The sequence below is a fragment of the Nocardia sp. NPDC005825 genome (assembly GCF_040630175.1).
Classification (GTDB): Bacteria; Actinomycetota; Actinomycetes; order Mycobacteriales; family Mycobacteriaceae; genus Nocardia.
In genome coordinates this window covers 100,552-124,245 of the sequence record NZ_JBEXXC010000008.1, presented here as the reverse complement: position 1 = coordinate 124,245, position 23,694 = coordinate 100,552, and the positions used below count along the sequence as shown (strand labels likewise).

The window sequence follows — 23,694 nt, the reverse complement described above, 5'->3', positions numbered from 1 at the left end:
TCGGCGTGATCAGGGGTGGGGCGGGGTGGCTCGGGTGCGGCCGGTCGCCTCCGGCTTCGTTGAAGCGCGTGGTTCGGGGTTGGCCAGGGCGTGCTTCCACAGGTGCATGGTCAGGTAGGAGCGCCACGGCGACCAGCGGGCCGTCGCGGTGAGATCCACGCCGAGCAGCGCGGCCCCGCGCCGCACCACCAGGTCGGACGGCAGCAGCACGTCGGGGTCGGCGAGCAGGCGCATCGTCACGTAGTCGGCCGTCCACGGCCCGACCCCGTCGAGGGCGAGCAGGTCGCGGCGGAGTTCGGCGGCGGTGCGTCCGGAGTGCAGCACGAGGTCTCCGGAAGCGAGGGCCTTGGCCGCGCCGACGATGGCCTCGATCCGGCGTCCCGGCCCGGTGAGCACCTCGGAGCCGTGTTCGGCGATGGCCTCGGCGGTGGGGAACAAGTGCGGGATGGGCCCGTCGATGGGCTCGCCGAGCTGCTGCACCAGTCGCGCGGTGTGGGTATTGGCGGCCGCCACCGAGATCTGCTGCCCGATCATGGTGCGCAGCAACAGCTCCGGACCGTCCAGGCAGCCCGGCACACGGATGCCCGCGGGCAGCACGATGTCGTTCGCCCGACCATCGCCGTTCGAACGCGGCACGAATCCGCCGACGGGCGACACGGCACCGTTCGCGCCCACGGCGCCGTTCGAGCGGTGGGCTGTCGGATCCGCCCCCGGCACCTCACCGGGTAGGCCGAAACGTAACGGCATCCCCGCCATGCCCGCCGTCAACGCCTCGTCGATACCGACCGGATCGGCGTCGAGGTCGAGGAAGTGCCGGATGCGCGCGACGGTCGGCGCGAGGTCCCGCATGTCCTGCAACGACAGCGCCGCCCGCACGTGCCCCGGCTGAATCGACAGTCGAATGGTGGTGTGACCGTGCGGCGTTCGCAGACTGCGCGTGTACACCCCGTTCTCGTACAGCTCCAGCCCGGGCACCGCGTGCGCCGCGAGGAACCACTCCAGCCACGACCGGTCCAGGGGTTCCCGGTAGGGCAGTCGCAGGGTGAGCAGTCCGTTGGTGGCGGGCAGGGTGTCGCCGTTGCGGCGTCGCGATTCCTCGCGCAGCGCGGTGGGGCTGACCGCGAAGACCTCGCGCACGGTGTCGTTGAACTGCCGGATGCTGGCGAATCCGGCCGCGAACGCGATGTCGGACATGGGCAGCCGGGTGGTCTGGATGAGCAGTCGCGCGGTGTGGGCGCGGTGGGCGCGCGCCAAAGCCAGTGGGCCCGCGCCGAGTTCGCCGGTGAGCACCCGGGTGAGCTGGCGTTGCGAGTAGCCGAGGGCGTTGGCGAGGGCGGGCACGCCGCCGCGTTCGATGACGCCGTCGCCGATCAGTCGCATGGCCCGGGAGGCCAGGTCGGCGCGGGTGTTCCACAGTGGTGACCCGGGCGCGGCGTCGGGCAGGCAGCGGCGGCAGGCCCGGAATCCGCCCTGCTGGGCGGCGGCAGCGGTCGGCAGGAAGGTGACGTTCGCCCGTTTGGGGGTGATGGCCGGACAGGAAGGGCGGCAATAGATTCCGGTGGTGCGTACCGCGGTCACGAAGTGACCGTCGAACCGGGAGTCCCGGGTGGCCACGGCGCGGTAGCAACGCTCGAAGTCCAAGTCGTTCGCACTCACGCATACCACCATGGCAGCCCGAGCGTCCCCGCGCTAGCGGGAATCAGCCATCACCGTCGGCGGAAAACCGCCACCCGGGCTCAACAGCAGCGGTTCGCCGGATTCTTGTCCGCGGCGGCGTGCCGGTCGCGCCAGTAGTCCCGTTCGCTGGGAATCGCGCAGCCGGGGTGGTGCAGGCGCTGATGCTGCACGTAGCGGGCGTAATCGTTGCCGCCGAGGATCGAGTTGAACCACCAGGCAACGGCTTTCACTGCCCGGATGAGGGCGAGCCCCGCCCGCCGCAGTGGACCTGCGGTGGACGGGGCGTCGGGGGTGGTCATCGGGGCGTCAATGCCTCGCGCCGGGTGCGACGACCTTGCCCTCGGCGATCAGGGCGTCCCATTCCTGCTGGACCTCCCGTTCCGCCTTGCCGGCGATGAACCCCTTGGGGCCGAACAGTTTCGACGGCACTTCCTCGGTCTCGGTGGTCGAGCTGCCACCCGCCCGGATGGCCTTCACGCAGACCCAGACGCCGACCAGCGCCACGATCAGCACCATCACCGCGAACACGATCGACAGCGTGCCCTGGATGAAGGTATTGCGGATGATCTTGTCCATATTGCTGATCTGCACGTTCAGCGCGTCGACATCCTTGATGCCCTTCGGCAGCTGACCGCTGTCCCGGGCCGCGATGTAGGCGTTCTGCTTGTCGATGGTGTTGTAGTGCAGCGTCCAGTAGCCGATCTTCGGATCACCGGAGAAGATCTTCTGGAACGAGGCCGTCATGGTGACGATCAGGTCCCAGACCAGCGGAACCGCCGGGATCCAGGCCCATTTCAGCAGGCCCTTCTTCACCACGATCACCAGCACCACCGTCAGCGCGATGGCCGCGAGCAGCTGGTTGGAGATGCCGAACAGCGGGTACAGCGTGTTGATGCCGCCCAGCGGGTCGGTGACGCCCATCAGCAGCACCGAACCCCACGCGGCCACCACGAGTCCGGAGCAGATGAACACGCCCGGCCACCACGACGGGTCGCGGAACTTCTTGGCGACGCCGCCCAGGTTGCCCAGCGAGTCCGAGAGCATGAACCGCGCGACCCGGGTGCCCGCGTCGATAGTGGTGAGGATGAACAGCGCCTCGAACATGATGGCGAAGTGGTACCAGAACGCCTTGAGGCTGTTGCCGCCGATGAATTTGTGCATGATCTCGGTCATGCCGATGGCGAGGGTGGGCGCGCCGCCGGTGCGGGAGTAGACCCGGGACTCGCCCGTGCCCGCCGCCACGTCGTTCAGGTACTGCGCGTCGATCGGGTTGCCGCTGAGGCCGAGCTTGTTGACGCTGTCGGCGGCCGCCTGCGCGGAGGTCATATTGGGGGTGTTGATCGCGAAGTACAGGTGCTGGTCCAGGATCGACGCCGCGATGATGGCCATGACCGCGACGAACGACTCCATGAGCATGCCGCCGTATCCGATCATCCGCGCCTGCGACTGCTTCTCCAGCAGTTTGGGCGTGGTGCCCGAGGACACCAGCGAGTGGAAGCCCGACAGCGCGCCGCACGCGATGGTGATGAACAGGAACGGGAACAGGCTGCCCGCGAAGGACGGTCCGTTGGAGTTGCTCGCGAACTGGGAGACCGCGGGGGCCTTCAGTACCGGCATGGTGGCGAGCACGCCGAGGGCGAGCAGGCCGATGGTGCCGATCTTCATGAAGGTCGACAGGTAGTCGCGCGGGGCGAGCAGCATCCACACCGGCAGCACCGAGGCGACGAAGCCGTAGATGATCAGCATCCAGGAGATGGTGGTGCCCGACAGCGTGAACAGGTCACGGCCCCAACCGGATCCGGCGACCCAGTTGCCGGAGATGATGGCCAGCATCAGCGCCGCGAAGCCGATGATCGACACCTCGCCGACCTTGCCCGGACGCAGGTAGCGCAGGTACAAGCCCATGAACAGGGCGATCGGGATGGTCATGGCGATGGAGAACACGCCCCACGGGCTGCCGCCCTCGAGGACGTGGGTGGTCTTGTTCTCGGTCGCCGCAAGGGCATTCACGACGACGATGCCGAGCACGGCGAGCAGGATCATCATGATGACGAGCACGGCGACGATGGCCGCCACGCCGCCGACCACACCGAGTTCGTCGCGCGCCATCTGGCCCAGCGAGCGGCCGCGGCGCTTCACCGACGCCCACAGGACCAGGTAGTCCTGCACCGCACCGGCCAGCACCACGCCGACGATGATCCAGATGGTGCCGGGTAGGTAGCCCATCTGGGCGGCGAGCACCGGGCCGACCAGCGGGCCGGCACCGGCGATGGCGGCGAAGTGGTGGCCGAACAGGACCCGCCGGTCCATCGGCATGTAGTCCTTGCCGTTCTCCATCTCCTCGGCGGGAGTGGCGACGTCGTCACGCGGCTTGGTGATCTTGTATTCGATGAGCCGCGCGTAGAACTGGTAGGCGAGCACGTACGTGCACAGGGCCGCGATGACGATCCACACCGCGTTCACGTTCTCGCCGCGCATGAACGCGAGGATGGCCCAGGCGATCGCGCCGACGACGGCGATGGCGAGGAAGATGCCCTTCTTCGCCGTTGTCATGGGTGTCCGGTCCACGACGCCCACCGGTGGCAGGTCGGGATCCGTCCGGAGGTACTCGATGGTCGCCATGCGCCAACTCTCCCGTGCGGTACAACGGTCACTGATTCAAATGGTCACAACGTAGCCCAACCGACATGCCTCTGAACCGGCTTTGACCAGCCGTTCACCTGCAGGTCGGACCGCCGGGTTCGGTTGGCCCGGGGGACGCTGTACCGGGCTCGGCGGGGGTGTTGCGATCCGGTGCGATGCCCGCGAGTTCGCGTGTTTTCGACGTGTCGCGGGTAGCTCCCCGTATGCTGCCATGCTGGTTCGAGATCTACGTCACGGTGGTGGCATTAGTTCGTTTAGTTCACGGATATATCCTTCCGGCCGCCCCGTCGCCCGAGTCATGACCCGCCGTCCGCGACCGGAGGAGACGCGATGCCGCAGCACCTCGGCCCGTCCGGCGCGCGGGAGATCGGCGGCGCGCGCGGCGGTTTCGACCGGCGGACCCTGCTGCGCTCGGCCGCGGCCGGTGCACTGCTCGCCGCCGGCGGCTGCGCGGGCGGGGACGACGACGCGGTCACCTTCTTCTTCCAGGCGCGACCCGAGGAGGCGCGGACCCGGCTGCGGATCATCGACGAATTCCAGCGGCGGCGACCCGATATCCGGATCCGCACCATCATGTCCGGGCCGGATCCGTTGCAGCAGATGCTCACCTACTGCGCGGGCGGCAAATGCCCGGACGTGCTGATGGCGTGGGAACTGCTGTACGCGGGGCTCGCGGATCGCGGGGTCCTGGCCGACCTGCGTGAATTCCTGGATCGGGAACCGGATTACGCGGCGCGGCTGCGGGCCGACGGGTACGCCACGCTGTGCGACACGTTCGTCTGGGGCGGCGGGCAGTACGCGCTGCCGGAGCAATGGTCCGGGGTGTTCCTCTACTACAACCGGAAGCTGTTCGCCGAGGCCGGGATCCAGCCGCCGGTGCGCTGGTCGGAGGCGTGGAGCTTCGACGAGTTCCTCGCGGCCGCGCGGACGCTCACCCATCGGGACGCCGACGGGCGCACTCGCCAATGGGGTTTCGTGGACGCGTGGGTGCCGTACTTCTCGGCGGCCTGCTTCGGGGTGAACAACGGCACCGAATGGTTCAGCCCGCCGGTGCGGCCGGACCACACGAATCTGGGGGATCCGCGGTTCGCGGCCGGACTCCAGTTCTATGCCGATCTCGCGGTGCGGCACCGGGTCGCGCCCAGTGTCGGTGACCGGCAGTCCGTTTCGGCCCAGGACCTGTTCCGCAGCGGGAAGGCCGCCATGCTCATGGGCGGGCACTGGCTGTACTCGGAGTTCACCGACCGGGACGGGCTGGACTTCGATGTGACGGTGTTGCCGGTCGGGCCGCACGGGGGACCGGGGGCGATCACCGATATCGGCAGCACCGGGCTGGCCATCGCGGCGAGCAGTCCGCGGCGGGAACAGGCGTGGGAGTTCGTGAAATTCGCGACCGGGCCGGAAGGGCAGGCCATCATCGCCGAATCGGGTCTGTTCGTGCCGGTATTGCGGTCGGCCATGCGATCGCCGGGCTTCGCGGCGGCGCATCCGGGGGTTCGGAATCTGGAGGTCTTCACCGAGGGGCCGGAGAATTCTCGTCCGCTGGCGGTCACGCCCTTGTGGGGCAAGGTGGAAGCGCTGCTCGAGCGGGGCTGCAATCGGGTGTTGCGGGGTGCGGCGACGGCGGAATCGCTGGGCGGGCAGACGTCTTCCGATATCGACCAGTTGTTGCGGGCGGCGGTATGAGACGGGGATCGGAGCTGGATCGGCGGCGGGCGCGGGCCGGGAAGTTGTTCGTAGCGCCGAATGTGGCCGCGATCCTGGTGTTCATGCTGTTCCCGCTGGGGTTCTCGCTGTATCTGAGTTTTCACTCGTGGGATCTGTTCAGTCCGCCGCGGTTCGTGGGGGTGGCGAATTACCGGCGGTTGTTCTCCGAGGATCCGCTGTTCTATATCGCGCTGCGGAATACGGCGGTGTTCACAGTGCTGACGCTGGTGCCGACGGTGGTGATCAGCCTGGCCGTGGCCGCGCTGCTGAATCGGAAGCTGCGGGCCATCGGGGTCTTCCGCACCATCGCGTTCCTGCCGTTGGTGGCGTCGACCGTGGCGATGGCGGTGGTCTTCCGCTTCATCTTCGCCAGTGATGACGGCCTCGCCAATATCCTGCTGGGCTGGATCGGCGTTGGTCCGATCCCGTGGTTGACCGACCCGCACTGGGCCATGGTGTCGTTGAGCCTGGTCACGGTGTGGAAGTCGGTGCCCTTCGCGACGGTGATTCTGCTGGCCGCCATTCAGGGCGTCCCCGAAAACCTCTACGAGGCAGCGAAGATCGACGGCGCCGGTGGTTTCCGGCGGTTCGTCTCCATCACCATTCCGCTGATCCGAGGCGCGCTGTCGTTCGTCCTCGTCATCACGGTCATCAACTCCGTCCAGGCCTTCGACCAGGCGTACGCGCTGACCGGCAGCAACGGCGGTCCCGAAACCGGCACCTATGTTCTGGGAATCATGCTGTTCCAGAACGCCTTCCGCTTCTACGAAGTCGGCTACGCGTCGGCTCTGGCCTGGATAATCTTCGCGATCCTGCTGGCTTTCACCCTCATCCAGCAGTGGTTGTCTCGTCGCGCCGAGGTGGACCGATGAAACGCCGTCTGACCGCAGCCGTCCTCAGCTACCTGGCCTTGATCGCCGTGGCCTGGTGCGCCCTCACCCCGATCCTCTGGTCCATCTCGGCCTCCCTGAAGTCCGACGGCGAACTGACCGACGCCGCCCCGCTGCCGTCCCACCCCCAATGGTCCAACTACCGAGAGGCTTTCGCCTCCATCCCGCTCGGCCACATGCTCCTGAACACCGTCGTCTACGCGGCCTGCGTGACAGTCGGCCAAGTCTTCTTCTGCTCCCTGGCCGGTTACGCCTTCGCCCGCCTGGAGTTCCCCGGCCGCGAGGCCCTCTTCCTCGGCTACCTGGCCACCCTCATGGTCCCGCTGACCGTCACCGTCATCCCCCAATTCCTGCTGATGCGCGCCTTCGGCTGGATGGACACCCCCTGGTCCATGATCGTCCCCGGCCTCTTCGGCAGCGCTTTCGGCACCTACCTCATGCGCCAGTTCTTCCGAACCCTCCCAGTAGAACTGGAGGAAGCCGCCACCCTCGACGGCTGCACCCCCTGGCAAACCTACTGGCGAGTCCTCCTCCCACACACCAAACCCGCCGTCATGGTCCTCGCGGTCCTGACCTGGATCACGGTCTGGAACGACTTCCTCTGGCCCCTGATCATGATCCAACGCAACGACTACGCCACCGCCACCCTCGGCCTAGTCCGCCTCCAAGGCCAATACTCCACCAACTGGCCCCTCCTCATGGCCGCCGCCACCGTCATCCTCCTCCCCCTCCTCCTCATCTACGCCTTGGCCCAACGAGCCTTCGTCCGAGGCATAGCCCTCTCCGGCCTCGGCGGCCGCTGACCTCACTCGACCACGAGCGAGAATTGCGCGGCGAGCTCAGCGATGGTTCCCGACCCGCTGCCGGACTGCCGTTCCGCCGCAATCGATGTCGGCGCTTTCACGCTGTGGGGTGACATGGTGCTGAGCAACCGAGCCAGCCCCTCGTTCGAAATGTCGTGAAACTGAATCTTGAACTGCGTATCGGCAGGGTGCCGCGGTTCGTCATAGTCGACCGCCCCCACATGAACATGCACGTTGCCGCCGGGTTTGCCTACGCGCGTCAGGACACCGACCGGAAGCGCAACCCCGGCGGTCTCGACGGTCGTCGGCTCGCACCACTGGGTGCAATCCTCACAATCGCTGGTGCAGAGAACGCCGCAGCCGTCAGGGCACGTGATTTCGATTCCGCAGATTCCTGAACATGTCGCCATGAGCTCCTCCTAGACGAATTGACTGAGCACTCGACCGGGAACTTGCTTCACTGCGGGGACCATGCGCCCATTGATTCTATTCCGACCTATCGGTCTCGTATCGCCGAATCGGCCGACCGGCGCCAGACGCCGCCCCTACGGCGTCTCCATCGCGGATCCCCTGGTCAGGCCGACATTCGATCCCCGCCTCCATGCCCTCCACACGTCGGACGGTGCATCAGCCGCGGTAACCGGTGCCGGGGATGCGGACCTGGTACTGCGGGCATAGATAGGTCTCGGGCACGGCTTCGGTCGCCGGGACACTCCAGATGTCATGTTTGGTCCTGACGGCCAGATACTGGTCCTTGGCTTCGCGATAACACCGCATCCCCATGATCGGTCCGCTCACCGGGGAGTAGTCGGCATACAGGCAGGTGAAGCAGCACGCCAGCGATGTGCCCTGCGGCAACGCCGTGATCAGTTGCTGTAGTCCGGCTTCGAAAGCGTCGCAATCGGTCTCGTACTCCGCGCCATCCAGCGCCAAGCTGAGATGCAGCTTGTCGCGCTGCGGTTCCGGCATGAGATCCAACGTGAACCGGATGGCCTCCACTCTCCTGATGCCCGAAACCACGACAGTGCACGGCACCTCGCCGCTGAGCCTGCATCGTGTCAGCGCGTCGAACCGATCCTCCAACGACAGCACCTCCCGTGCCCGCGGATCCGGCGGATCCGGCTCGATACAGTCGAGGTCACCCCCACTCAGCGGTATCCCCCGAACCACCGTCGAGATCTCGTACCCTCCTGCCCACCCCGCCACCTCATACGGCTCGATCCGCCACCTGATCACCTCACGCCCGCGCGCGTCCTCATAGCTGCCGGGAAACGCCCACGGTGGCATTCGATCCTTCACGAATCCAATTGTCCTGCTGTAGGTCTGACAGCCGGTTGCTTTCGCGAAGGAATGCAGCCGCCGCAGTAGGGCAAGATCGACGGATGTTCGCCACCGCGTTCCTCCAGTACTCCGGTAAGGGACCGATGCGGCACGAGGAGATGTTGCTGGAGCTGGGGCTGAAGCGCTGCGGGATTCCAGTGCAGTACTACACGATCAAGCGGATCCACCGTCGGCAGCTGCCGTTGGGCCCGGACGTGTTCATCGCCGGCGACATGGACGCGATGCACGGAGCCATGCGCCAGCTGGCCATCCCGGTGCCCGAACCCGACGACTATCCCGCCTCCCTGACCGAGTTCCTCCGGCGAAGGGTGTGGACCGCGACCTTGGGAGAAGTCGAGCGTGCCTTCGATAGCGGCTCCCTCCCACCGACGTTCATCAAGCCCGGCGACAAGCGAAAGAGCTTCACCGGCACAGTCTGCTACTCGGAACGAGACGACCGCGCCTGGCGTGGTGCCCTATTGCGATCGAATTGGCGGTTCTCGCCGCGCGGGTCGAATCCGTGTGGGACACCTGGCAGAACAGCGGTGACAGGTACAGCGGGCCCGGAGGAAACCTATGCTCGTTTGGATCATTCCGCCCGACGCGCCTGCCGACATGGGTTCGCGGTGACGGACCTCGCGGTCGGTCCGGAACGTCGGGGTTGTCGGTCATGGCGGAGGAAATGGAGGGGTTTCTGATGAACGGGTATTCGCGATGGCGCGATATTCGCAGGGAGTTCGTCGAACGGGCAGGCGGCGACGAAGCCGTTGCCGCCGGGAAAGAAGCGCTACTGGCGGAAGTGACCAGCCATCGGCTTGCCGAGATTCGGCGTTGTCACCGTGGGTGATCCGATCGAGATCGATGCAGAGGCTCTGGCGATCGCCGCCGAGATACTGGGTACCGCCACCGTGGAGGCGACAGTCAACACGGCACTTCGCGAGGTAGGGGACCGCCTGGTTCGCATCCGTGCTCTCGCGCTGTCCGGAGACGCAGCGGCGAGTGGGGAATTCTAACTAGTCAGGATGTCATTCAACGCTTTCGTGATGGCCTGTCGTAGAGAGTCGTGCTGGGGGCCGAGGAGGTGTTCGGGGGCGTTGCGGACCGCTCCGTAGAGGTGGACGGGGCCCCTGCGGAGTTGGTCCGGTTCCCAGCGGTAGCGGGCGTGGACATGGGCGTGGAGGTGGTGCCAACTATTGCCGAGGACTTCGTAATTGATGCGCCAGAAGTCGGGGTCCGCTGCGCGACAAGCTGTTTCGACCGCTTCGCCGAGGATGATCAGGTCGTGCATGAAGGTCAGGCGGTCAGCGCGGGGGAGTTCGGTGAGTTGATCGGCCTGGCCGTCATGGATCAGGAGGCAGTAGCCGGGGAGGTGTTGGGTGGAACCGATTACCGCCCAGCCGGTTCGCATGCGTGTGAGGACTGTCGGGCTGGTGCCTTGGCGGGCGGCGCCGAGCGAATCCGTGCGGTAGTCGATAGGTGTGTCGCTGATTTCGTCGCTCATTTCCCCTCCGAGCAAGGACGAATCGTCTGTCGATCATTCCTCGAGAGCGGAATCGGCGCTCGCGGTTGAGGAAATCGATCGGTGTTATGGGAACGATCACGTTCGGGTTTAGACGCTGGTGGCGGTGGTCGGCGAAAGGGCTTTCGAGGTCGTCGCGGTTTGCGGACGGTTAGCGTGGGTATCGGTTTGTTACATGCGAGAGAAGACGGAATCGAGCAACGCCGGGCTTCCGTTGCGGAGGTCGGTTGCCGCGAGTGCCATGGGCAATGCCACCGAGTGGTTCGACTACGGGGTGTATGCGGCCACGGCCGGGTATCTCACGTCCGCTTTCTTCCCGGGATCGCTGGGGACGCTGGGGACCATGCTGGGGTTCGCGGTCTCGTTCCTGCTGCGGCCGCTGGGCGGCATGGTGTGGGGGCCGCTGGGGGATCGGATCGGGCGGAAAGCCGTGCTGGCGACCACGATTCTGATCATGTCGGCGGCTACCGGGGCCATCGGTCTGCTGCCGACTCATGCTGTGGCCGGGGTGTTCGCGCCGATTCTCCTGATTCTGCTGCGCGTCGTGCAGGGCTTCTCCACGGGCGGCGAATACGGCGGCGCCGCAACGTATCTTGCCGAATGCGCGGAGGATCGCCGCCGCGGATTCCTGGGCAGCTTCCTCGAGTTCGGCACCCTCGCCGGATTCGTCGGCGGTTCGGCGGTCGTGCTGGCCTGTCAGCTGGCCCTCGGCTCGGACGCCATGTACGCGGGCGGCTGGCGCATTCCCTTCCTGTTGGCCGTGCCGCTGGGCCTGACCGGCTGGTACCTGCGCGGCAGGCTGGACGAGTCGCCAGTGTTCACCGAGCTGTCCGAGGAGGAGACCCCGCCGGGCGGGCTGCGCGCGGTGCTCACCACCTACCGGCGTGAACTACTCACCTTGATCGGCCTGGTCGTGGCCCTCAACGTAGTGAACTACACGCTGCTCACGTACCAGCCCACCTACCTGCAGCGGACCATCGGCCTGGGTGAATCCACCACCACCGCCATGATGTTGATCGGCCAGCTGGTGATGATGGTGTCGCTGCCGTTCTTCGGCCGGCTCTCGGATCGGGTCGGCCGGCGTCCGATGTGGCTGGTCTCGCTGGTCGGGCTCGCGGTCGCCGCCATACCCATGTATTGGCTGATGGGGCGTGGAACCGTCTGGGCTGTCATCGGATTCGTGGTGCTCGGACTGTTGTATGTGCCGCAGCTGTCGACGATCAGCTCCACTTTCCCGGCGATTTTCCCGACTCACGTCCGGTACGCCGGATTCGCCTTGGGTTACAACGTGTCCACCGCGCTGTTCGGCGGTACCGCGCCGCTGGTGAACGAGGCCGTCATCGAACACACCGGTTGGTCGCTGTTCCCGGCGGGCTATATGGTCGCGGCTTCTCTCGTCGGACTGGTCGCCTGCGCGTTCCTCCGCGAAACCGCGGGAACCTCGCTGCACGGCACCGAGATTCCCGAAGCCGAGCTCGTACCCGCGATGGAAAGGTGACCGCGATCGCGCGTTTCGCGGCGCGGCGGCTACGTGTCGGCAATCGGGCCTTGAATAATCCGGTGGATGGACATGATCCGCTGGAATCGTCGATCCGTACTGGCTTCGATCGCCTTGTTCTCGCTCGGAGCCGGGGTCGGGGCGCGGCCGGCGGTAGCGCGGGCGGCGGCGGGGACCCGGTACACGATGACCGCGTTCACCAACAGCAGTGATTCCGAGCTGTATGTCTACGAATCCGAGGACGCGACCAACTTCGAGCTACTCGGAGCGAACGCCTATCGGCCGCCGGCCGGGCTGGTTCGAGACCCCAGTCTGCTGAGACATACCGATGGGTCGTACTACATCACGTACACCACCGCCGGAGACGGCCACACGATCGGATTCGCGCGCAGTACCGACCGGATCAACTGGACCCACCTGTCCGACTACCCAGTGCCGGTGCCGAAGGCCGAAGCCGCCTGGGCGCCAAAGTGGTTCACCCACATGTCCGGCTTCGTCGGTGTGCTCGTCTCCATCTCGCAGGGCCACGGATTCACCCCCTACCTGATGATCGCGTCCGACCCGGCGCGCCCGATCTGGAGCCCGCCGATTCCGCTGATCGGAATCGGACCGCAGCAGCCCGGTCACCTCGGCTTCATCGACACCACCATCGTGGCGAACAACGGGAGCTACTACGCGTTCGCCAAGAACGAGTCCACCAAGTTCATCGAGCTCGCGGTCGCCCCGCATCCGCTCGGGCCGTACCGGTTCATCGGCCTCGGCGACTGGGCCGGATGGGGCGCGCCCCGGGAAGGACAGTGCGTGGTCGCACTGCCGAGCGGCGGCCATCGGATCTACTTCGACGCGTACACCGAAGCAAAGTACTTCTACAGCGACAGTTTCGACGGATTCCGCACCTGGACGGCACCCGTCGAGCTACCGGAACTGTCGGGAACGGTCCGTCATTTCACGGTGCTGTCCGAGCGGACGATCGCGCGGTGACCCTCACTCCGTGGCGGCCGCATAGCGGCGGGCGAGAGTCCGCAGATGTGCGACGAGTTCCGGCGGCTCGGTGACGCGGAAGTCCATCATCAGCATGCTGAGGTAGATGGCGATCGTCTCCAAGCGGTCGGCCCCGGTCAGCAGCAGGCAGGAGGAGTCGTCGAGCGGCTCCACCACACCGACCGTCGGGTTGATTCGGGCGATGACCGTCTCGGCGGGTTCCAGCACCGTGACGCGAGCGTGGACCTGCCAACCGGTGGAGGCTATTTCGCGCAGCACGAAGGCGACGAGGTCGGGGTCGGGGAGCGCTCGTGCGGCGAAATGGCGTGTGCCGGGCTGGATCTCGGACATCGACGCAACGGGCAGCGCCTGCCAGGCATGGGTGGCGAGGCTGTAGGCGACCAGATACCAGCGGCGCTGCCAGCTGATCAGCCGGTAGGGCTCCAACTCCGCACCATCGGCGTGGAGGGTCGTGGCGCCGCGGATGGCGGTCGCCAGGGTGGCGAGCGTTTCGGCGGGCACGGGGGCGTCCGGCTCCCGGGAGCCGGTGACGGCCGGGCCGATATCGGTCACCGTGCGCAGGGCGGCGACCTTCCGCTGCAGCCGTTTCGGGAGGATGCGGTCCAGTTTCGATTGGGCGCGTTCGAGATTGGCCTGGATATCGGTGATCCCGGTGCTGCCGTCGGCGGCCACGTTCATGGCGACGGCCACCGCGACGGCCTCGTCGTCATCGAGCAGCAGCGGGGGCATGGTGGCTCCCTGGCCGAGCCGGTAACCGCCGACCGGCCCGCGGGCGGCGTGCACGGGGTACCCGAGATCGCGGAGTCGAGCGACGTCCTGACGCAGGGTGCGGTCGGTGACGTTCATGCGTTCGGCCAGGTCACGACCGGTATGGGCGCCTTCCTGGAGGAGCGTCAACAGGCGGAGCAACCGGGTTGTGGGGGAGGTCACACCGAATCCCTTCACTCGGCTCTGGTAATTAGGAAGAAATCTAGCCTAATCGGGTCATATCTTTATCTCAACGGATCGAAACGACCTGAGAGGCAAGAACAATGAACGCGAACCCGCAGACCGACAACTCGCCCGCCGCCACCCTCGCCCCGGTCTGGCGTGACGTGCTCGCCGCCTCCCACCAGGCGCTCGCCGACGTCGTCGCCGGAGTCGCCCCGGACCAGTGGGGCAACCCCACCCCTTGCTCCGACTGGACGGTCACCCAGGTGGTCCAGCACGCCGCGGGCGACCAACTGGCCTACGCCAAGTTCCTCGGCATCGGCGACGGCCCCGCCTACAACCCCTTCGAGCCGTCCGGCAGCATCGACGGCGCCGCCACCGAACTGGTCTCCGCCGCAATCGAACCCACCGCCACCGCCTGGGCCACCGTCACCGACGGCACCGAAACCGTCCCCACCCCCCTCCCGCACGGCGAACTCCCCACCCCGGTCGCCGCCGTCATGTGCGCCCTCGACGCCGCCGTCCACGCCTGGGACATCGCCATCGGCACCGGCCAGCCCTCGCCCCTCACCGACGAGCTGGCCGCCCACCTGCTCACCGCCTCCCGCGGCCTCATCGAGCCGCTGCGCGACTACGGCGTCTTCGCCCCCGTCGTCACCGACGCCCCCGCGACCGACAGCCCCGTCGTCGCCGAACTGCTCGCCTACCTCGGCCGCACCCCGCGCGCCTGACATCGGTAGTGGAGGCAGGCCGTCGGCGCGCCTCCACTACTCCCGTCAGTGAGGCGACAACTCGAACTCGTTCGGCTTCTCCAATGCACGCCGTGCACTCGCCCTCCGGCCTTTGACCGGGAGATACAGGGTGTTTCCGCCGCTGGTTGTCTTGTGGATCCACCCTTCCGATATCAGCTTGCTCAGAGCGTGCGGGACGAGATTGCGGCTCGCCTGGTCCAATCCCCGGGTGAGCGCGCTCTCTCGGCGGCCGGACCCGCGCTGGTTGTAGATCTTTTTCAAGATCGTCAGTGCGACTCGATCGGTAGGGTCGATGCTCAGTTGCAAGATCCCGGCGGTAGTGGACGATTGCTGAGAGAATTGCTCGATACTGCATTTGGAAAAGTAACTTTCGAGCCACTCGGGCAGTGATGAAGCTCCGTCCAGGAATCCGATGATGCATTTGCTGAAATGGGGTACATCGGCGCCTTCTTCGGTGGTCGAAATGTCCAGCACCTGAATTACGCAGTCTTGGTACGAAAGTCGTTTACTCAGCTTATCGCTGGTCATCTGAAGGTCATGAAACCAGACGCCTTCGATGATAAAGCTGTCGAGGGACTTCTCCGGAATATCGTTCGACCCCAATGTGGAAACTACTCGGAGTGTATCCGCCAATACTGCATCGAAATTGCCCTGATCCTGTCGTCTTTTGGCGGAGGCCAGCACGGATCTCGCGGATGTCTTGTTGTTGCCCTCAGTGGTCTTTTCTCTGCTTTCGATAGCGCTGGCTGCAACCTCGATACTGAGATCGCTCGCTGATGTCACCCAGGATGCGGCCATCGACAAGGGATGCTCGGCAAACGGATTAATAAGGTGTGCGGCAAGATCCTCGCCATACGCGGTGTCAGCCAGGTCGCGGTCGACGAAGACTCGAGTATCTGAGTCGTTCTCCCCTGCGATTGCAAGCCCGGGTAGACGCATCAGGAGAAGATTTCCTTCTTCGTCGGGTTGCCTGTTGTAGATCTCGATGAAGGCCTTTCGCATGACATCCATGCCCATGGGCGTCGTCTCATCGCCTTGGGATTTGGCGAGAGTCGCGACTCTGGAGATGATCGATTTGATGACGGCGGGGCGTACAGCGGTCAATCCGCCCGCTTCCCGCTGGCAGATCGCGTCGAAGAATCCCCTCCAGGCCACTGCCGCGCTGAGCTGCTCCGACGAGTCGAAATCGGCGAAATCCCGGCGTCGGACGAGGTAGCCGATGAGCAGCGGTCGCGTCGGTATCCATTCGGGCACAGCCCAGTCCTCGACCTTCGCGGCGCTCAGGTACTCGGAGAGTTGTTCGTCGGTGAAGTTGTCGATCTTGAGGATGCCCGTATCCGGGTGGAACCCCAGCGCGTCCGGCATCTCGACGTATGAGGAGAAGTATTGTGGGCGTCCGCATACCACGACCCCGGTGCCCGCTGGTGTCTCCTCGACCAGTCGGCGAATCGGAAACAGAGCCTTCCTTCGGACATCTTTGAGGTCGGACGCTCCGCCCAGCCATCGCGACGGAACCACTTCGTCGAATCCATCGAGAAGAAGGATGCAGGACCCGGCGCGCCACGCGGATATCAGATTTCGTTCGCTGCCGAAACCGACCTCCTCCGAGTGGCGTCGAAGGATCTCAGCCGGCGTCTTGAGTCCTGCGCAGTCCCGAAGGTTTATGTGAACCGGGAACGGAGTCGCTCGTTTGCTCCGGATATGTTTGTCCCGGAGGTCCATGTACAGTTCGCGGAGCGCGTGACTCTTCCCGACACCGAAGTCGCCGACTACCACCGAGCGAAATCCGTCGATCAGTTTCGTCGCCAGCTCGGGCGTTTCCATTCGATTGTTGGCGGCATCGAAGTAGCAGACCTTGACGTTGATCTCCGGTGACCCGGAGTCTGTTCGGTACGACGAAATGCTGCCGAACGGCGCATTGCTGCGGCAGCGTAGATAGTCTTCTGAATTGCACAGGCGGCTCTGTAACACCGAAATGCTTACGGCATGTATTGTTCCGCCGAACTTGCGGGATACATCCTGGACCGCTCCTCGTTGATCGGCAGTCGGTTCTTCTCGTGTGACGAACCACCCGGTGCGCGCCTTGAACTTGTTCTCCGGGATCTTTCCAAGATCTGTCAGGAGTTGCGCGATCTTTTCTGCGTCCCCCTTTGCCTTCTCCTTCTTCTTGCTGATTGTGAATTCATAGGCATGAATGGCGTCGTCGGTGATGAACACTCCATCGCGTTCGCTTCCGCGATGCATGATGGAACCCTGGAGACCAGTTGGGTTGTGAATCGCCCGAGCTATTCCGAGTGCCCTTACCTCGAATTCGCGTGGATCTTCGTCCGAGATTTGCATCGTCGCCCCCGGTGCTGAGATCAGATGGAGAAAGCCTACTCGTCTGCTTGTGTCCCGTGGCGGTATTCGTGCGTGCCAATAAATGGGCGGAACGGTCGGTTCTAAGTTGTTTGGGTCCGACGGGGTGACGGCGAAGGGAGAGCGTCCGGGTAGACTCCTGCTCTCGTGAGTCTCACCCTCGGAATCGTCGGCCTGCCCAACGTCGGAAAGTCGACGCTGTTCAACGCTCTGACGCGCAATGACGTGCTGGCCGCGAACTACCCGTTCGCCACCATCGAGCCGAACACCGGCGTGGTGCCGCTGCCCGACCCGAGGCTGGCCACGCTCGCCGAGATCTTCGGTTCCGAGCGCCAGCTCCCCGCCGTCGTGACGTTCGTCGATATCGCGGGCATCGTCAAGGGCGCGTCCGTGGGCGAGGGCCTGGGCAACAAGTTCCTGGCCAATATCCGTGAGGCCGACGCCATCTGCCAGGTCGTGCGTGTGTTCGCCGACGACGACGTGGTGCACGTCGACGGCAAGGTCGATCCCTTCGCCGATATCGAGGTCATCGAAACCGAGCTGATCCTCGCCGATATGCAGACCTTGGAGAAGGCGGTCGTGCGCCTCGACAAGGAAGCCCGCATCAAGAAGGACCGCAAGCCGGTCGCCGATGCCGCCAAGCAGGCGCAGGAAATCCTGGACGGCGGCCGCACTTTGTTCGCCGCGCAGAATGAGCTGGATGTGGAGCTCCTCAAGGAACTCTCCCTGCTCACCATCAAGCCGTTCCTCTACGTCTTCAACGCCGACGAATCGGTCCTGACCGACGAGGCGAAGAAGGCCGAACTCAAGGCCGCCGTCGCCCCCGCCGACGCCGTCTTCCTCGACGCCAAGATCGAGTCCGAACTCATCGAACTCGACGACGAGTCCGCCCTCGAACTCCTCGAGTCCATCGGCCAGTCCGAGCCCGGCCTGCACGCCCTGGCCCGCGCCGGCTTCCACACCCTCGGCCTCCAGACCTACCTGACCGCAGGCCCCAAGGAATCCCGGGCCTGGACCATCCACCAGGGCGACACCGCACCCAAGGCGGCAGGCGTCATCCACACCGACTTCGAACGCGGCTTCATCAAGGCCGAAATCGTCGCCTTCAACGACCTCGTCGACGCGGGTTCCATGGCGGCGGCCAAGGCCGCGGGCAAGGTCCGCATCGAAGGCAAGGACTATGTCATGGCCGACGGCGACGTGGTGGAATTCCGCTTCAACGTTTAGTCCCCCCTCGGACGCGTGGTCCGCAGGCAAACCGCCACGCGCACAGACTCATTGAGCCCCGCCCGGTGTTCCGGGCGGGACTCAGCTGTGTCGATGGCTGTCCGCGGTGGCCGGTTCGGTCAGCGCGGTATGCGGCAATAGAGTGCGTCGCGAGAGCCGGCGAGGACGAGGTGAACGTTCAGGGCGGGCCAGCCATGCACCGGCATCAGCCGGGGCAATAGGCAGTCTCGGCGGCGTTCACGAAGGCCATCGCCGAGCCGAACTCGCCTGGCTCTTCGCTCAAGAACTCGGCCAGACTGTGCTTCGATAGGCCGCCCGCGAGCAGATCGCAGACGGCACGGCCACCCTCGGAGATGCCCGGGAAATCCGAGATGATGTCGGGAAGTACCTGAATGCCATCCCGCTGGATGAGCAGGAACCCGAAATGCGCGTCCTGTAACGGGCCGTAGTTGTGGGGGCCCGCGACCGGCCGAAGCTCTGCCGACGGCAATGCCGAGGCGGGGGCGGCGAACAGAACAGCGGCGGCCGCGGCGGCGAGCCCCGTAGCGATCTTCGCGAAGAGCAAGACGATTCCAATCGTGGAACAACTGCGCGACCCGGTGATCGCCACGACGATCGTAATTGAGGTCGCCGAACTTGCCGCGATGAAATGGGATGGTGGGGCGTCAGCGCACGACCGAGTAACGTACGCAGGCGAATTCGCCGTTATGGGCGACTTCCGTGGTCTTCAGTTCGAGACGGCGGGGGAGCAGGGGTGCGCCCGCGCCCAGCGTGACGGGGGCGATGGAGACGATGATTTCGTCCAGCAATCCCTGATCGGCGAATTGGCCGACCAGCTCGCCGCCGCCCATCAGCCAGAGGTCTTTGCCGTCGGCGGCCGCGGCCATCTCCTTGTGTACGACCTCCACCAGCTCCGAGGTCAATCGGACGTCGCGGCCGTCGTCGAAGGCCGGGAACTCGCGATGGGTGAACACCCAGGTCGGCATGTTGTAAGGCCAGGGCTCGGTGGAATTCTCATTGATCCATTGATAGGTGCTGGCGCCCATGGCGATCGCGCCCGCACCAGCCGCGAACCGGTTCAGTCCCAGCGGGCCGTCCCAGTCGACCTGTCGAGACAGCAGCCAATCCAGGTTGTGGTCGGGGGTCGCCAGGAAGCCGTCCAGGCTTGTAGCGGTGTGGTAGACGGTCTTGAAGGTCACGTCATCCTCTCTGGTGTAGCCATTCGATGGGATCGCCGTCGACGATTTCGGTTCCGGCGACGGACAACTCGGTTCGCAGCCAATGCCGTACGAGATACCGGCGGTGGATGGAGTAGCTGAGGACGTGGGCGATTACGCTGCCGACGACGAAGCTCTGCGGCGGCTCGCACAGCGCATCGATCAGAGTGTCGTCCCACCCGCCACGCCGGGTGAGATCGCGGATGGTATCCAGCCACCGAACCGCAACGCGCTCATGGCGTTTCACCAATTCCGGGAGAGCGTCGTCGGCGGCCGTCGGGATGTCCTCGCCGTCGATCGCGGCCAGCCACACCTCCTTCGACTCGATGAGATGGGCGAGCACGGTGGCAATGGATTCCTCGGGCCCCCGGAACGACTCCACCAGCAGGCCCGGAAATCGCACCCGCTGGTACTGCGATTCGTCGAGTTGCCCTGCCACACTGAGGAGTTCGCGGGTGTCGTCGATATCGTGATGGATCAGCACGGTCGTGGGATCCAGCCCGGCCTGTTCTTTCGGCGCACTCGTCACCCACAGCGACATGGGCGGGTGAAAGTGGATGCCATTGCTCGTCGGCAACCACCGTCGGCGCTCGTCCGCGGGAGTCAGGCTCGGCGGATGCCCGAAGGCGGCGCTGAACGCGCGGCTGAAGCCCTCCACCGAGTCGTACCCGGCCGCGTACGCGACGTCGGTCACCGACTTACCCGTCGACAGCTCCCACGCCGCCCGCTCCAGCAGCACCCGCCGCTTCAGCGCCACCGGCGGCTCGCCGGTACCGCGCGAGAACTGCCGGGTGAAATGGAACGGCGTAACGAAGGCATCAGCCGCCATCGCACCGAGCGTGGTGTTGTTCTCGTCCAGCACCGCGTCGAGCAGTTCGCGTAGTCGATCTCGTCCGGTCTTGGCCACACGACGAGTCTGCCAACGCGGCCCCGAAACCCGCTTGACCGATCTTGCTCAGCCTCCGACTCCACCTCGGCCACGGGTTCAGGCCGTACTCACACTGCAAAATGACGCGTTCCGGCAGCGACGGATCAGCGGTCAGCGGCATTACTCCCTGCCTGGTCGGCTACACAGCGTGTCGTTCTTGTCGGGTTACCAGGCGGGTTGGTAGTGCTGGCACTACCTCCCACCGGGCGGTGGCCGTAGTGGCGATTCGGATGCTGGCGGGATGGAGCGCGGCGGTGCGGATTTCTACCGTGGTGGTGCTGTAACCGCCCGATTGTCCGAAGGGAATCCGTTGAAAACGAAGATGTTTGGTGCCGCCGGGCCGATACTCGTCGCGGCTCTCGTCACGACCGCCTGCCAACCCGACCGGCCCGCCATCTCAGCACCGAGCGCGACGACGACATCGGCCACCGCTGTCGATAGAACCACGCTCCAGCGCGATGCCGACGCGATTCGTGACATCGGGATTACGGGTGTGCAGGCAAGGCTGGTCGCCGCCGACGGCGGTAACACGGTGGTGACCAGTGGTGTCGCCGATACCGCGAGTCGGAGTCCGGTCTCGGGCGATGGGTATTTCCGGACCGCCAGCGCTACCAAGACATTCACCGCTACCGTGCTGCTGCAGCTGGTCGGTGAGGGCAAACTCAGCCTTGATGACACGGTCGAGAAGTGGTTGCCGGGCGTGGTGCGCGGTAACGGCAACGACGGCACGAGGATCACGGTGCGCCAACTACTCAACCACACCAGCGGACTGGAGTACCCGAATCCGTACCAGCTGGCCTCCCCGGAGGACTACCACCGCTATGCCCTCGATGTCCCGACCCCGCCCGAACAGGTGGTGGCCACCGCTGTCCAGAGTCCGCCGACCTTCGCCCCCGGAACCGGCTGGCGCTACAGCAACACCGGCTACCTGCTGGCGGGCATGATCATCGACAAAGTCACCGGCACACCGTGGTACGAGGAAGTCCGCAACAGGATCATCACCCCTCTCGGCCTCGAACACACCAGCTACCCCGGCAACACGGTCACGATCCCCGCCCCGCACGCCATCGGATACACGCAATGGCCCACAGGCGGATTGGTCGACACCACCGAAAACCGGATCGGCCTGTTCGCCGCCTCCGCGGGCGCGCTGATCACCACCACAGCCGACCTCAACACCTTCTTCCGGGCATTGCTCGGCGGCAAACTCTTGAAGCCCGAACAACTCGCTGAAATGAAGAAGACCGTCGACACCGACTCCGAGGTCAAATCGATCTTCCCCGGTGCCCGCTACGGCCTGGGCCTGTTCTCGATCGAATTGTCCTGCGGTGGACGGTATTGGATGCACGGCGGCGACATCCCCGGCTACAAAACCAGAGACGGCGTCACCGACGACGGCACTCGCAGCGTCGTGGTGTCCATGTCCACCCTCCTGCAAGACACCGAAGCCCACCAGATCGCCCAGGAAAACACCGCCATGGCCCTCGTCGACCACGCGTTGTGCCGTACGGGAAACAACTAGGTGCGGCCGCGGCTGGACCGGTGGAGCGGATACCGAGGTTGTTTGGTTCCGGAACGTGAGTCGAGGGGGTATCAGGGTGTTTGACGTGCGGATACTGGACGGCATGGTGGTCGAATTCCGAAGCGGAGTAGCGTCACCGTCGAAGACCAAGTAGCTCGAGTGCGGAACTTCCGGACGAAGGGGCGACTCATGGCAGCCGATGTCGATTTTTGTGTTGTGGGTGCGGGTTTTGCGGGATTGACCGCCGCGCTGCGGCTGAAGCAGGCCGGCCGCTCGGTCGCTCTGCTGGAGGCGCGTGACCGGGTCGGAGGTCGCACCTTCACCGAGTTCCTGCCCGACGGGACCTGGATCGATCGCGGCGGCGCGTGGGTCGGCCCCGGGCAGGACCGTATCAAGGCCCTGATGGCTGAATTCGGCGTGACCGAATACAAGGAGTATGTCGATGGCGACGCGATGATGATCGTCGACGGCAAGAAGCACCGTTACTCCGGCACCATTCCCTGGGCGATGAGCCCGTGGGCGATCGCCAACCTCGGAGCCGGCCTGTTCGAGGTCGGGCAGATGTGCAAGTCGATCCCGTTCGAGGCTCCGTGGGAGGCCGAGAAGGCCGGCGAGTGGGATCGAATCTCCTTGGGGGAGTGGCTGAGTCGAAATATTCACTCCCATCAGGCGCGCGAGATGCTCGACATGGCGTTCGCCGGCATTTACACCTCGGCCGCCTCGGAGGTGTCGTTGTTGTGGGCGCTGCACCAGATGGGCTCGGGCGGCGGGCCGGTGTTCGTCATCTCCAACAAGGACGGCGCCCAGGACGCCAGGGTGCACGGCGGTATGGGTGCGATCTATGGGCCGATGGCCGCCGAACTCGGTGACGCGCTGCATCTTTCGAGTCCGGTGGATCTCATAGCGCAGGACGAGGACGGCGTCGGTGTCCATTCCGGGCGGCTCACCGTCCGCGCTCGGCACGCGATCGTCGCCGTGCCGTTGGCCGTCGCCACGCAAATCGCCTACGAGCCAATGCTTCCCGTCGACCGCACCTTCCTGCACCGGCGCATGCCCAGTGGTGCTGTCTACAAGATCTCGGTCGTCTACGACACCGCGTTCTGGCGCGCTGACGGCCTGTGTGGACAGTCGGCCGCGCCCGGCAGCCCGGCCACTCTGACCATCGACGCCTGCACGGACACCGGCACCCCCGGCATCATGTGCGTGATCACCGAAGGTCCCGCGGCTCGCAAGCTCGGGCTACTCGATCCGGCGGAACGCAAAGCTGTGGTGATCAACGAACTGGTCGACCGGTTCGGGGCGAAGGCCTCGTCCCCGGTCAGCTACCACGAGCAGAACTGGACGGTCGAGCGCTACTCCGGCGGCGGAATGATCAGTCATGCGCCACCGGGTGTGCTCACTGAGTTCGGTCACGCGCTACGCACCCCCTGCGGGCGGATCCACTGGGCCGGGAGTGAGAGCTCGGCGATCATGTGCGGCTGGATCGACGGTGCGGTGCGATCGGGGGAACGTGCCGCCGCAGAGGTAATGGCCGCTGAAGGCGTTGTGGCGAGGTAGGTTTACCGCGGCCATGAGGACATGTCGGATCCTGACCGCCGGCACGGCGACCGCCACACACTGTGGGTGCACGGCGCGCCGACGTCGGAAACCTCGTCACCGGGTCGTCGGGCCACTACGGTCGATGCATGTGTCGCATAATCG

Annotated in this window: 22 protein-coding genes; 11 read left to right on the top strand and 11 right to left on the bottom strand. The window is 65.5% G+C overall.

Features of this window, described 5'->3' with window-relative positions; all coding sequences use genetic code 11:
• Positions 1–9 precede the first annotated feature (9 nt).
• From ABZ382_RS22100 to ABZ382_RS22090, 3 genes are all read right to left on the bottom strand, one after another.
• Positions 10–1,668: an Ada metal-binding domain-containing protein gene (locus ABZ382_RS22100; RefSeq protein WP_357091641.1), complete on the bottom strand. Its 1,659-nt coding sequence runs from the start codon at positions 1,666–1,668 to the stop codon at positions 10–12.
• A 68-nt stretch (positions 1,669–1,736) separates the two neighbouring features.
• Positions 1,737–1,916 (bottom strand): YbdD/YjiX family protein, encoded by a 180-nt coding sequence (locus tag ABZ382_RS22095; protein WP_357092349.1) that lies wholly within the window; start codon positions 1,914–1,916, stop codon positions 1,737–1,739.
• Between the two features lie 67 nt (positions 1,917–1,983).
• Positions 1,984–4,299, bottom strand: coding sequence for a carbon starvation CstA family protein (locus ABZ382_RS22090; protein WP_357091638.1), 2,316 nt, complete (start codon positions 4,297–4,299; stop codon positions 1,984–1,986).
• A gap of 351 nt (positions 4,300–4,650) precedes the next feature.
• Here ABZ382_RS22090 and ABZ382_RS22085 point away from each other — a divergent pair, with 351 nt between their 5' ends.
• Genes ABZ382_RS22085 through ABZ382_RS22075 form a run of 3 tightly spaced genes read left to right on the top strand, consistent with a single transcriptional unit; the run spans position 4,651 to position 7,720 of the window.
• Positions 4,651–6,006, top strand: coding sequence for a sugar ABC transporter substrate-binding protein (locus ABZ382_RS22085; RefSeq protein WP_357091635.1), 1,356 nt, complete (start codon positions 4,651–4,653; stop codon positions 6,004–6,006).
• A gap of 14 nt (positions 6,007–6,020) precedes the next feature.
• Positions 6,021–6,899: a sugar ABC transporter permease gene (locus ABZ382_RS22080; RefSeq protein ID WP_357092346.1), complete on the top strand. Its 879-nt coding sequence runs from the start codon at positions 6,021–6,023 to the stop codon at positions 6,897–6,899.
• Positions 6,896–7,720 (top strand): carbohydrate ABC transporter permease, encoded by an 825-nt coding sequence (locus ABZ382_RS22075; RefSeq protein WP_357091632.1) that lies wholly within the window; start codon positions 6,896–6,898, stop codon positions 7,718–7,720. Before ABZ382_RS22080 ends, ABZ382_RS22075 begins: the two co-directional genes overlap by 4 nt.
• A gap of 2 nt (positions 7,721–7,722) precedes the next feature.
• Here the strand turns inward: ABZ382_RS22075 and ABZ382_RS22070 are convergent, their stop codons facing one another.
• Together ABZ382_RS22070 and ABZ382_RS22065 are read right to left on the bottom strand one after the other, a co-directional pair.
• The gene (locus ABZ382_RS22070; RefSeq protein ID WP_357091629.1) at positions 7,723–8,130 is read right to left on the bottom strand and encodes a hypothetical protein; all 408 of its coding nucleotides are present in this window, start codon (positions 8,128–8,130) and stop codon (positions 7,723–7,725) included.
• A 217-nt stretch (positions 8,131–8,347) separates the two neighbouring features.
• A complete protein-coding gene (locus ABZ382_RS22065; RefSeq protein ID WP_357091626.1) occupies positions 8,348–9,007 on the bottom strand; it encodes a DUF6304 family protein in 660 nt (219 codons plus the stop codon).
• A gap of 95 nt (positions 9,008–9,102) precedes the next feature.
• Here ABZ382_RS22065 and ABZ382_RS22060 point away from each other — a divergent pair, with 95 nt between their 5' ends.
• On the top strand, positions 9,103–9,738 hold the full coding sequence (locus tag ABZ382_RS22060) for a hypothetical protein (protein ID WP_357091624.1): 636 nt from the start codon (positions 9,103–9,105) through the stop codon (positions 9,736–9,738).
• A complete protein-coding gene (locus ABZ382_RS22055) occupies positions 9,711–9,887 on the top strand; it encodes a hypothetical protein (RefSeq protein WP_357091621.1) in 177 nt (58 codons plus the stop codon). The genes ABZ382_RS22060 and ABZ382_RS22055 overlap by 28 nt, the downstream gene beginning before the upstream one ends.
• 162 nt (positions 9,888–10,049) lie before the next feature.
• Here the strand turns inward: ABZ382_RS22055 and ABZ382_RS22050 are convergent, their stop codons facing one another.
• Entirely contained in the window at positions 10,050–10,541 is a 492-nt protein-coding gene (locus ABZ382_RS22050; protein WP_357091619.1) for an HIT domain-containing protein, read from the bottom strand.
• A gap of 193 nt (positions 10,542–10,734) precedes the next feature.
• On the opposite strand from ABZ382_RS22050, the gene ABZ382_RS22045 reads away from it, so the two are divergent.
• On the top strand, positions 10,735–12,057 hold the full coding sequence (locus tag ABZ382_RS22045; protein WP_357091616.1) for an MFS transporter: 1,323 nt from the start codon (positions 10,735–10,737) through the stop codon (positions 12,055–12,057).
• A gap of 186 nt (positions 12,058–12,243) precedes the next feature.
• Entirely contained in the window at positions 12,244–13,038 is a 795-nt protein-coding gene (locus ABZ382_RS22040) for a family 43 glycosylhydrolase (protein ID WP_357091613.1), read from the top strand.
• Positions 13,039–13,041: 3 nt separating this feature from the next.
• Here the strand turns inward: ABZ382_RS22040 and ABZ382_RS22035 are convergent, their stop codons facing one another.
• Positions 13,042–13,989, bottom strand: coding sequence for a transcriptional regulator (locus ABZ382_RS22035; protein ID WP_357091610.1), 948 nt, complete (start codon positions 13,987–13,989; stop codon positions 13,042–13,044).
• A gap of 101 nt (positions 13,990–14,090) precedes the next feature.
• Between ABZ382_RS22035 and ABZ382_RS22030 the strand changes: the two genes are divergently transcribed.
• Positions 14,091–14,720 carry a TIGR03086 family metal-binding protein gene (locus ABZ382_RS22030; protein WP_357091607.1) on the top strand — a complete coding sequence of 210 codons (630 nt, stop codon included), beginning with the start codon at positions 14,091–14,093 and terminating at the stop codon, positions 14,718–14,720.
• 45 nt (positions 14,721–14,765) lie between these two features.
• On the opposite strand, the gene ABZ382_RS22025 is transcribed toward ABZ382_RS22030, so the two are convergent.
• Positions 14,766–16,985, bottom strand: coding sequence for an NACHT domain-containing protein (locus ABZ382_RS22025; protein ID WP_357091604.1), 2,220 nt, complete (start codon positions 16,983–16,985; stop codon positions 14,766–14,768).
• Positions 16,986–17,246: 261 nt separating this feature from the next.
• Between ABZ382_RS22025 and ychF the strand changes: the two genes are divergently transcribed.
• Positions 17,247–18,326, top strand: a complete 1,080-nt coding sequence (ychF, locus tag ABZ382_RS22020; RefSeq protein WP_357091601.1) for a redox-regulated ATPase YchF — start codon at positions 17,247–17,249, stop codon at positions 18,324–18,326.
• Between the two features lie 205 nt (positions 18,327–18,531).
• Here ychF and ABZ382_RS22015 read toward each other — a convergent pair whose 3' ends face one another.
• The 3 genes from ABZ382_RS22015 to ABZ382_RS22005 are packed head-to-tail and all read right to left on the bottom strand — an operon-like array spanning position 18,532 to position 20,450.
• A complete protein-coding gene (locus ABZ382_RS22015; protein ID WP_357091598.1) occupies positions 18,532–18,936 on the bottom strand; it encodes a DUF732 domain-containing protein in 405 nt (134 codons plus the stop codon).
• A gap of 55 nt (positions 18,937–18,991) precedes the next feature.
• Complete coding sequence (locus tag ABZ382_RS22010; RefSeq protein WP_357091595.1) at positions 18,992–19,525, bottom strand: dihydrofolate reductase family protein; 534 nt, start codon at positions 19,523–19,525, stop codon at positions 18,992–18,994.
• A 1-nt stretch (position 19,526) separates the two neighbouring features.
• On the bottom strand, positions 19,527–20,450 hold the full coding sequence (locus ABZ382_RS22005) for a helix-turn-helix domain-containing protein (protein ID WP_357091592.1): 924 nt from the start codon (positions 20,448–20,450) through the stop codon (positions 19,527–19,529).
• A gap of 514 nt (positions 20,451–20,964) precedes the next feature.
• On the opposite strand from ABZ382_RS22005, the gene ABZ382_RS22000 reads away from it, so the two are divergent.
• Entirely contained in the window at positions 20,965–21,993 is a 1,029-nt protein-coding gene (locus tag ABZ382_RS22000) for a serine hydrolase domain-containing protein (RefSeq protein ID WP_357091589.1), read from the top strand.
• Positions 21,994–22,182: 189 nt separating this feature from the next.
• The gene (locus ABZ382_RS21995; RefSeq protein WP_357091586.1) at positions 22,183–23,550 is read left to right on the top strand and encodes an FAD-dependent oxidoreductase; all 1,368 of its coding nucleotides are present in this window, start codon (positions 22,183–22,185) and stop codon (positions 23,548–23,550) included.
• Positions 23,551–23,694: the final 144 nt, after the last annotated feature.